Genomic DNA, 10,353 nt, shown 5'->3' with positions numbered 1-10,353 from the left:
TAATTTTTTTATGCCTTACTAAATATGCGTTTCCAACTTTTCTTTTTTACTTGAAGATTAGTACCGTTTTCTTTATTGAATTGCGATACAATTGCTTCTTCGTGTTGTTTAAAGAATTCAGGATCAAAATTGGCATCCTTAAAATGTTCTAAAACATGAGTTACACTTTTTTTCTCGGTAAGCACTTTATCGAAAAATTCATGTCTAAGTCGAATTCCGAAAGTATTAATACCAATAAACTCTTGGGTTTCCTTATCATAATTTAAATGAATGGCTTTTTTACCAGTTTCATCTTTCCAGAAAAAACGTGCTTCATTTTCTTTTGGCTTAGCCCAAACCCATCCATAAGTTTGATATTCAATGTCAATGAATTTTGCTGAATTAAACCAATGTCCAGGTTTATATTCAATTCGATTTCCACAAATAGTTTGCGCTACAGTTTCTCCCATCATTCTACCAGTATACCAAACAGCTTCTATTGGCCTTCTTTGTCCAATAGCTTCATGTTGCTCAGCACAATCACCAATAGCATAAATATCTTTTTCACTAGTTTCTAAAAAACGATTTACAAGTATTCCTCTATTTGTTTCAATAGAAGATTCTTTTACAAAGTTGATGTTTGGGGAAACACCAGCAGTTAATCCAACAACATTACAAGCAATTTCTTCACCAGTTTCTGCAATAACGATAGATTTTACGTTACCGTTTTTATCTGCTTTAATTTCTTTTAAGTTTACACCTAATCTTAAATCAATATGATTTTCTAAAATTTCTTTATTAATCATTTCAGATTCTTGTTCAGGTAATACACCATTCCAAAAACTAGCTTCACGAACTAAGAAAGTTACGGGGATATTTCTACTATGTAACATTTCTGCAAGCTCAATACCAATAAGTCCACCACCAACAATTACTGCACGTTTACACACTTTATTGTTTGGAGCATATTTTTCTAAACTTTCTAAATCTTGTTTATGGTACATGCCCATAACACCATCTAAATCTTGACCAGGCCAACCAAATTTATTTGGTTTAGAACCTGTAGCAAGAATTAATTTATCATAAGAAAAAGAGCTCCCATCTTGCAATAGCAATTGTTTATTCTCAGCATCAATTTTTTCTACTAAGGCTTTTTTTAATTCGATTCGATTCTTTTTCCAAAACCAATCTTCGTAGGGTTTGGTGTTTTCGAATTTCATATGCCCCATGTATATGTACATAAGTGCTGTTCTAGAGAAAAAATGTTCAGTTTCTGAGGAGATAATGGTAATTTTTTTATCCGAAAGCTTTCGAATATGTCTTGCGGCAGTAACGCCAGAAATACCATTACCGATAATAACGATGTGTTCCATGTTTTTGAAAATTGCTATTGACTATGTCGATAGAAAAGATAATAATTTACTTTTGTTCTAAATTTAGAATTGTTTTAAATAAGAAAAAGAGTTAGGGTTTTTATGTAATGCCATGTTTTTTTAAACGACTTAGCGTACAATAAAAAACTAATTATGAAACGAATTTCAATTCTTTTAGCATTATTTACATTCAGTTCTTTTGTGTTTTCTCAAGAAGAAAATCAAGAAGAAGAAAAGAACAATTTACAAGTATTTACACCGTCTAAACTATTAAATAAAGGCCAGTGGGATATCAAATGGTTTAATGGTTTATACACACAAACTAGAGAAACAGGTCAAAATAATAGTGAGGGAAGCGATGTAGCAAGATCAAACTTTTTCACGTCTACGTTAGAAGTTTTCACAGGTATTTCAGATAATAACAGAATCAATGTAGGTGCTATTGTAGAATTTCGTTCAAATACATTTGGAGGTAGACAAGCTCTGTCTGTATTTAGTTTAGAAGATACTCCAACAAATAGAGTGGGATTTTCTTCAATTGCCCCATCGGTGAAAATTCAACCTTTTGAAAACGTAGGTAATTTTTCTATTCAGAGTGCTATTCATATTCCTTTATTAGGAAGTGGTGATGAAAGTAATCCAGATGGAGGATTTTTAGATCAAACAGCATGGTCGTTTCAAAATAGATTCTTTTATGATTACACATTTCCAAGCGGAAAGTGGCAGTTATTCACAGAGTTAAATACTGAATATGGTTTTGGAGATGACAAAAGTTTTGCTAACAATACTTTTTTAGTAGTTCCGGGAGCATTTATCAGTTATTTCCCAACTCAGAAAGCAACAGTATTAGCTTTTGCTCAACATTCTGAGCGTTTTGGAGATTTTGAGCAAGACAATACTTCTTTAGGTTTTGGTGGTAAATACCAATTAACAGATGTAATTAACCTAGAAGTTTTATACAGTAACATTGTAAGAGGATTTAATTTTCAAGGTCTAGGAGAAACATATAGTTTCGGAATTAGAGCTTTATTTTAAACTTTTAATGTATAAAGAAGTGTAATTTAATGGCTATTTTAATGCATGAAGATCAAGCAAATTTTTCTAGTATCATTTTTATTACTATGTACTTCTTGCAATAGTCAGAAAGAAAAAATAAACGGATTAAGCTTTGTTGCTTCTTCGGAAGCAATAAATGATAAACATACAACACCCGTAGTTAAGGCATCAGCGAATTATGTTTCGTTGATGCCTTTTGGTTTTATAAAAGATTTAGCCTCTCCAGAAGTTCGATATAATTCGTCTCGACAATGGTTTGGTGAAACCAAAAAAGGAGTAAAACAATATGCTGAAGAATTTAAAAAACTAGGGATAAAGTTTATGATTAAACCTCAGATTTGGGTTTGGAGAGGTGAATTTACTGGATATATAGAAATGAAAACTGAAGAGGAATGGAAAATCTTAGAAAACTCTTACAGTGCTTTTATTTTAGATTATGCGAAAGCTGCTGAAGAAGTTAAAGCAGATATATTTTGCATTGGTACTGAGTTAGAAAAGTTTGTAATGAACAGACCGAATTATTGGAATTCATTAATTCAGAAAATAAAAAAAATATATTCAGGCAAATTAACCTATGCAGCAAATTGGGATGAGTTTAAAAGAGTTCCGTTTTGGAATCAATTAGATTTTATTGGTGTAGATGCCTATTTTCCTTTAAGTGAAGCGAAAACGCCTTCTGTTGAAGAGTTAGAGCTAGGTTGGAAACCCCATAAAGCAACAATTAAAGAGTTGTATCAAAAATTTGATAAACCTATTTTATTTACTGAATTCGGATATAGAAGTGTAAATTACACTGGTAAAGAACCTTGGAGTTCGAACAGAATTTCTGGAGAAGTAAATTTAAAAGCTCAAGAAAACGCTACGCAAGCAATTTATAATCAGTTTTGGAATGAAGATTGGTTTGCTGGAGGATTCTTATGGAAATGGTTTCACGATCACGAAAAAGTTGGAGGAGAAAATAACAACCGATTTACACCTCAGAATAAACCAGCAGAAAAATTAATTCAGAAATTATATGCACAGTAAGTGGATACTTATTGTTACAATACTACTTTTTTCATGTAGTAAAGATGAAAAATCAACCAATTTATCTAATACTATTTTAAGTGATTTTTTACTTAATCATTCAGATAAAGTTTTAGATGAAGTTATTGCATGTGCAGGAAGTAGTAACAACGAAGATGCAGTTTTGGTGTATTATTTTCCTGAAGAAGGAAGTTTTGATTTTAAATATTACGAAACTGAGAGTGCAAATGTAAATCCTGACGATTTTTCTAATTATAAGCTTAAAAATTTATCTATTGAAGGTGTTTTTGGAAACAAACTTTCAGCTTTTAAAAGAAATGAATTACAAGATGCTTGGGGAATTGTTACATACCAAACCGAAGGTAAAATTCATAAATCGAATCCTATACGAATAAAGCATACACAACAAGCAACAGTATATAATTCTGATGTGACAATTGATACTTCTGTTCGTTTATCACCAGAATTTCGTTGGAATGAAAGCGAATTACAAAATGATGCTATTTATTTTCAAGTCTTATTAGAGCACAACAGCATCTTTGTATCAGGAACTTATACTTTTGATCGATTTTTCCGTTATTATGATACATCTAATGTAGTTTTAACGATAAATCCAACCACGCCTCCTAAATTAGAAATAGCAAATGATTACCAGTTTATTGTACTAGGTGTAAGTCTAGATAATTGGGTAAATAGTTATTCCTACAAAAATTTTACCGCAGAGTAATAATGAAGAAATTAATAACCATATTGCTTTTAATACTTTATACATTTCCCGTGCTCTCTCAAGAAGATGGAATGATAGTTCGTTCAGTTACTTTTAAAGGAATGAAAAGAACGAAAGCATCTTTTTTGAAATCGATAACAGAGACAAAGAAAGGAGATGTATATAATACTAGAAAAGTTGAACAAGATATTACTATTTTAAAGCGATTACCAGCTGTTGCACATGCCTATTTAAAGACAAATACCGAAGGTGGAAAATGTGATCTTGAGTTTCACATTCAAGAAAGCTCAACGATTTTACCAGAATTAGCTTTTTGGACAACAACTAATAATATATTTGCTTATAAATTAGGTGTTTATGAATATAATTTCTTAGGTAGAAATATCGCAGTTGGCGGATTTTATCAGAATAACGGACATGATACTTATGCGTTTAATGTTAGAGCTCCTAATTTATTTTCAAAAAAGTTTGGATTAGGTTTTAGTCATCAAAATTGGAAAAGTGAGGAGCCTTTATTTTTCGACAATCAGACAGCAAATTACTTGTATAACAATATTTCAACTGAATTATTAGGGTTGTATCAAATTAATTTTAATCATCATCTAACTTTTGGAGTTAATTATTTTCAAGAAAAATATCAGTACTTAAATGGAGCTACAAGTCCTGAAGTTCCAAGAGATTTAAAAGTAAATAAGATCTTGTATAAGCTTTTGTATACTTATGAAGATCTTGAATATTATTTCCATTATTTGGACGGATTTAAGAGTATTCTTTATTTACAGTATGTAACTTCTCAAAATAATTTTCAGGACAAGTTTTTAATAGCATGGAACGATTTTTTCTACTATGATAGAGTAGGAAAGAAAGGAAACTGGGCAAATCGATTACGTATCGGTTTTGCTTCTAATAGCGACTCACCTTTTGCTCCATTTGCTTTAGATAATAATATTAATTTAAGAGGTGTTGGTTTTATTGTAGATCGAGGTACAGCAAGTATAGTATACAATACTGAATACAGACATACACTTTACGATAAAAAATGGCTGACAATTCAGGGAAATGGATTTTTAGATATAGGAACTTGGAGACAACCAGGTGGAGAAATTTCAGATTTTTGGAAATCTGAGAATGTTAGAGCGTATTCAGGAATTGGTTTGCGTTTTATCAATAAGAAGATTTACAACGCAGTTTTTCGAATCGATTACGGAATTAGCTTAACCGATAATACAAATGGATTAGTTTTTGGTATTGGACAGTATTTTTAGGTTTAAAACTTGAATGTTAATCTAACGTTGTTTTTTAAAAAAACATTTTAAGTAACTTTGTAGCTAATTAATAGTATGTACAATTGTAATGATTGTTTACTAGAAAACTATGCAAAAGTGAAAAAGATATTAAATGCTCTAATTTTATTACTTTTTATTCTATGTAATTTTAAAGGTTATTGTCAAGATATTCATTTAGAGTCTATTCAGGAAATAATTGAAGTTAAAGACGATTCATCCTTCACAAATAATGTTTCAATTCATTTTAAAAAAAGTGACGAACGCCGTTTTTACCCCATATTTTATGATACAGAATTGGAAAAAGTATCTGACATAAAATTATTCATAAAGAAAAGGAAAAGAGAGAAGCCAATATATATTAAAAAAATTTACGAAGAAGATGCTAAGCTAGAATATATCACTAGTAAAAAAATCAAATATGTTATGATTCCTGCTGATAAAGAAATTAAACTTTCTTATTCAGTCAGTTGTAAAGAGTTAATGTATTTTTCAAGCTTGCCTTTTTTTTCTTATAATCAATTAGATACACTTAATTATAAAATAAAGGTTCCTGAAAATTTTGAATTAGTTTATAATACGATTTACAAAGAATCTATTCCTTACTATAAAATTGATTCTACTAAAACAGAAACTAGTTCAGTGTGGAATATAAAAGTAGTTCCTCAAAAAGTAGAACCAGATCCTTTTCAGTTTTTTGGTGTTTATAAGAATATGAGAAATCCTTTGATGCGAATTATAGTTACTCCAGATTCCTATAAAAATAGACCTACTAATTACATTAACGATTGGTATTCAGAGAAAGTAGCTTCAAAAAAAGGATTAAACTATCAGGTAAAACAAAAAATAGATCAACTAACTGCTAACATTAAAGATCCTTCTGAAATTACCAACATCATCTACAACTATGTTAAAAATAACTTCAAGTATGTAGCTATAGAAGTGGGTATGGGCGCTTTTATTCCAACTCATGCAAATGCTGTTTATTTAAATAAAGAAGGGGATTGTAAAGATTTATCAAACTTTTTATCCGAAGCATTAAGATACAAAGGAATTAGTAGTGATATTGCTTTAGCTGCCACTTTTGATCATATTAGTGATTGTGATTTTCCTTCATTAAGTTCTGCTAATCACGTAATTGCTGTGGCTTATTTAAACGGTAAAGTAGTTTTACTAGATCCTACAGATTCAATTCATAGAGAAGGAACACCAGTAGAGAGTTTACAGGACCGTAATATCTTAATTGTAAGTTCTAAGGGAGGTGTATTCCACAATGTAAAAAGTTTTACTCCAGAAGAGAATACTATTTTATATCAATTGGAATTAAAAGAAGATAAAACAAGCATAAACGGAACATTCAAAACTACTTACAAAGGTATTTCAGGTAACTTTTTAAGACGTAGAATTAAAGGTAAAAATCAAAAAGAGCTTCTTGACTTTGGTAATGTATTTTATGAAGAAATTTTCAGAAATCAATCTATCTCGAATTTAGAACTATTTAACGATAGTGAAAAAATAGAGTGTAAGGGAAATGTGTCTATTAATAGTAAATCTTTTGATGACGGTGAAAGTAAATATTTATTTATCGATTTTTTACCTAGAATTATAGAAATAGAGAATAGAGAAACATTAATAGAAGGTATTAATTTGGCGAATCCATTTCATAAAAAAGTTCGAGCAAAAATTAGAATTAATGAACCCATAAAAGATTTCGATCCCATAACATATGATTATCAAGAAGAAGGTATTAAGCTAAGTGTGATTATTAAACCAGTATCAAAATCAGAAATTGAGTGCAATTATGATTTCATTCTCAGTCATGTTTACTTAGAAAAAGAAAAAGTTAGTAAAATAAATGAGATTTTAAAATCATTTAAAAAAATAATTAATGAACCCATTATCCTCAAAAAACAGAAAAGTTAGTTTATTTATAGTAAGTATATGTTTACTTTTTTATAGTTTTAAATCTGTTTTAATCAATGGAGATGATCCTTTTACAGCGCTTTGTAAAAAGTCAGATGCATATTATACATATTCTTATAAAGATATTACTTACGCCAAAGAATGGTCAGGGTATAAAAAATATACTTCTGTAACCAATAAGTTAGTAATCAACACATCTAAAGGTGTTGAAGATTATGCTTTTTTAAATTTAAATGAATATGAAAGTAATCATTTACAAAGTATTAAAGTTAAAACTCTTAAAGCAGATGGAACTAAAGTTAAATTAGATTCTAGTTTGGTATTTAAACGCACTACTAAAGGAAAGAAATTTGGAGAAATAAATTATCCTATTCCAGCTGTAGAACCAGGAGATACAATTGAAATGAATTATGTATACTATGAAAGATTAAATAAGAATGATTTAAAGAGTTATGTGAGTTTATATTCAGATTTACCTAGTTTAAATACTCAATATACAATTAAGACTCTTCCAGATGTTGTGTTACGTTATAAATCTTACAATGGCTTTCCAGAGCCAGCAGTAATATCAAATGATACTTTGCTTTACGCACAGTTTTCTATGAATAAAGTTAAGGGAATTAAAAAAAATGAATTTAATTGTTTGCCTTGTGAAAAACCATATTTATATTATTCTATAGATAAAAAAGGGACGAAATTAAGAACTTGGAAAGATGTATATAATGAAGAGTTTAATTTTGTAACCCAACCATTTGCCTTAGATTATGAAAAATTCTCATATTATAAAAGGTGGAAGAGAAAAGTTATTGGGAAAGCTAAAGATAGTTCTAAATACTATAAATTCAACTTATTGCACTCAGAGGTGATAAATAACTTTAAAATGGGACCTACTAGAAAAGAAGAGTTAATTAAGTCTAGTGGTTATTTTTTAAAGAAAAAACGATTTGACCCACTAAGTATAAAAAGGTTTTACCGACAAATATTAGAAGATTTAGAGATAGAATATTGGGCTGTTTTTGGTAGAACCAAACGTTCAGGTCCTATTAGTAAACATTACATTAGAAAAGGAGAGTTTGATCATATATTTTTTGCTTTTGAAGATGAAAAAAAAGAGTTAAAATTATTATATCCACACGAAGACTTTTATCAATATCGAATTGATGAAATTCCAATTTCTATTTACAACTCTGATATCATTCTTGTAAAACCATACTTAACTAAAAAAAGGAGAAAAAAAGATAAGTTTATTTCTAGGAACTTAAAACTTGCTGAAGCAGACTCAGTATCTATCAAAACAGTTAAGCTACCTGGTATGAATGCAAATACTAATTATCTCCATCAAATAGTTTCCGCTGAAGTAAATGTTAAGCTGAAAAAGACTTCTTTCAAGTCAATTTTTAAAATTTCTGGAGGAGTATCTACTGAATTACGTAGTTTTTATGGGATGTTAGATAAAAATAAAGAAGTAAACGATTTTTATAATGCTTTATCAGAATATCAAGGTGTTGATAACACTATAGATATAGACACAATTACAAGTAGAACGTTAAGTTCGAAAAGACCATTTACCTATAAGGTTAGAGGTAGAGGTACATTAAAAAATGCAATTACATTTATAAATGATAGCCTTGTTAGTATTTCTTTAGATAAACTGATAAACCATAATCAACTAGACAATGACACTAATTCTTCGGAGTTAAATTATTATTTAGATTATGGTTATTCTGATTTAATGATGTTTTTTTTAAAATTCCCTAATGATATAGAGATTTTAGGCGAAAAGACGGCTAACCTGAAGTTGAAAAATAATTTAGGAGAATATTCTTTTGAACTAAAAAAAACTAAAAATAATCAACTTAAAATAAAATCAGATTATAAAATTTTAAAAGATTTAATACCTAAAGAAAAGCTTATTGATGTAAAATTAATCAATGAAAAAGTTAAAGAAGCAAAAGGTAAACGTTTTGTAATTAAACTAAAAAAGACAAAATCATAAGGAGATGGTACAATTGAAGAATTAAATTATGATTCTTTTCTGTTGATAGGATACAACTCCTGTCCAATAAAATTATTTGGGAATTTTTCGTCACCTTCAAAACCAATTTCAATATCTCTACCAGAATACGGAATATAGTTTGTTTTAAAAATATAGTCCCAAATACTTAACGTAATACCGAAGTTCACACCATTTTTTCGGTCTTCTGGTAATTCTTTAACATGATGCCAAATATGCATTTTAGGATTGTTTAAAATATATTTTAAAACACCATAATCCCAATTAATATTAGCGTGGTTTAAATGTCCGATTGTAATATTAAAAAAATGTACAATAGCAACATCTTGAGCTGTAAATCCACCCATAATAGCGAGCGGAATATATTTCATTGATTTATACACAACAGGTTCCATCCAATGGTAACGTAAATGAGCTGCAAATCCCATTTGTTTTACAGAATGATGCACTTTATGAAAGTTCCATAAAAATTCATATTTGTGTAATAATGTATGTGTGTACCATTGAACAAAATCAATAATAATAAAGAATACAAACAAACGAAGTGCGTATGGAAAATCATTAATATTGAATAACTGAAGATCTGTTACCGAAACATCTATCAATCCTAAAATATCATTAAAAACTTCAGAAGCAGTATTAGAAAGAGCAATCAGAACAATTAAGTTTAATAAGAAGAAATTAAAGAACATGTAAAATGTATCTAACCAAAAATCTTTTCTGAAAATAGATTGATTCTTACGCCAAGGAAACACAATTTCTAATGCCCAAACAACAAGAGAGATTAAGATTAATCCATAGAAATAATTCTCCCAGTTCAATTCAAATAAAACAGATTGTTTTATGTAATTCCAATAACCAGTGTAAGAATTCTTTATAATTTCTAAATATTTCTCCATACGACTAAGATACTCAACAAAACAAAGTTTATTGATTATAAAGTCGAATAAAAAGGAAACAGTTTACATAAAA

At 29.1% G+C, this 10,353-nt stretch carries 8 protein-coding genes; 6 read left to right on the top strand and 2 right to left on the bottom strand.

Annotation, left to right across the window (positions count from 1 at the left end):
* Positions 1–8 precede the first annotated feature (8 nt).
* Entirely contained in the window at positions 9–1,352 is a 1,344-nt protein-coding gene (locus AQ1685_RS19145) for an NAD(P)/FAD-dependent oxidoreductase (RefSeq protein ID WP_095074743.1), read from the bottom strand.
* 153 nt (positions 1,353–1,505) lie between these two features.
* Between AQ1685_RS19145 and AQ1685_RS19140 the strand changes: the two genes are divergently transcribed.
* The 6 genes from AQ1685_RS19140 to AQ1685_RS19115 all read left to right on the top strand — a co-directional run bounded on the left by AQ1685_RS19140 (position 1,506) and on the right by AQ1685_RS19115 (position 9,363).
* Positions 1,506–2,387 (top strand): hypothetical protein, encoded by an 882-nt coding sequence (locus AQ1685_RS19140; RefSeq protein WP_095074741.1) that lies wholly within the window; start codon positions 1,506–1,508, stop codon positions 2,385–2,387.
* Between the two features lie 45 nt (positions 2,388–2,432).
* Complete coding sequence (locus AQ1685_RS19135; RefSeq protein WP_095074739.1) at positions 2,433–3,434, top strand: glycoside hydrolase family 113; 1,002 nt, start codon at positions 2,433–2,435, stop codon at positions 3,432–3,434.
* Positions 3,424–4,161, top strand: coding sequence for a hypothetical protein (locus tag AQ1685_RS19130; RefSeq protein WP_095074737.1), 738 nt, complete (start codon positions 3,424–3,426; stop codon positions 4,159–4,161). The genes AQ1685_RS19135 and AQ1685_RS19130 overlap by 11 nt, the downstream gene beginning before the upstream one ends.
* 2 nt (positions 4,162–4,163) lie before the next feature.
* A complete protein-coding gene (locus tag AQ1685_RS19125; protein ID WP_095074735.1) occupies positions 4,164–5,426 on the top strand; it encodes a POTRA domain-containing protein in 1,263 nt (420 codons plus the stop codon).
* Positions 5,427–5,543: 117 nt separating this feature from the next.
* Entirely contained in the window at positions 5,544–7,367 is a 1,824-nt protein-coding gene (locus AQ1685_RS19120) for a transglutaminase-like domain-containing protein (RefSeq protein ID WP_157730291.1), read from the top strand.
* The gene (locus AQ1685_RS19115; RefSeq protein WP_095074731.1) at positions 7,333–9,363 is read left to right on the top strand and encodes a DUF3857 domain-containing protein; all 2,031 of its coding nucleotides are present in this window, start codon (positions 7,333–7,335) and stop codon (positions 9,361–9,363) included. The genes AQ1685_RS19120 and AQ1685_RS19115 overlap by 35 nt, the downstream gene beginning before the upstream one ends.
* A gap of 26 nt (positions 9,364–9,389) precedes the next feature.
* Here the strand turns inward: AQ1685_RS19115 and AQ1685_RS19110 are convergent, their stop codons facing one another.
* A complete protein-coding gene (locus AQ1685_RS19110) occupies positions 9,390–10,280 on the bottom strand; it encodes a sterol desaturase family protein (RefSeq protein ID WP_095074729.1) in 891 nt (296 codons plus the stop codon).
* Between the last annotated feature and the right edge of the window lie 73 nt (positions 10,281–10,353).

This window comes from Tenacibaculum jejuense, assembly GCF_900198195.1.
Classification (GTDB): domain Bacteria; phylum Bacteroidota; class Bacteroidia; order Flavobacteriales; family Flavobacteriaceae; genus Polaribacter; species Polaribacter jejuensis.
This window is presented reverse-complemented; position numbering and strand designations above follow the sequence as displayed.

Coding starts and splice junctions, on each gene's coding strand:
- AQ1685_RS19125 (WP_095074735.1), top strand. CDS start 4,164: ATGAAGAAATTAATAACCATATTGCTTTTAATACTTTATACATTTCCC.
- AQ1685_RS19115 (WP_095074731.1), top strand. CDS start 7,333: ATGAACCCATTATCCTCAAAAAACAGAAAAGTTAGTTTATTTATAGTA.
- AQ1685_RS19135 (WP_095074739.1), top strand. CDS start 2,433: ATGAAGATCAAGCAAATTTTTCTAGTATCATTTTTATTACTATGTACT.
- AQ1685_RS19140 (WP_095074741.1), top strand. CDS start 1,506: ATGAAACGAATTTCAATTCTTTTAGCATTATTTACATTCAGTTCTTTT.
- AQ1685_RS19110 (WP_095074729.1), bottom strand. CDS start 10,280: ATGGAGAAATATTTAGAAATTATAAAGAATTCTTACACTGGTTATTGG.
- AQ1685_RS19145 (WP_095074743.1), bottom strand. CDS start 1,352: ATGGAACACATCGTTATTATCGGTAATGGTATTTCTGGCGTTACTGCC.
- AQ1685_RS19130 (WP_095074737.1), top strand. CDS start 3,424: ATGCACAGTAAGTGGATACTTATTGTTACAATACTACTTTTTTCATGT.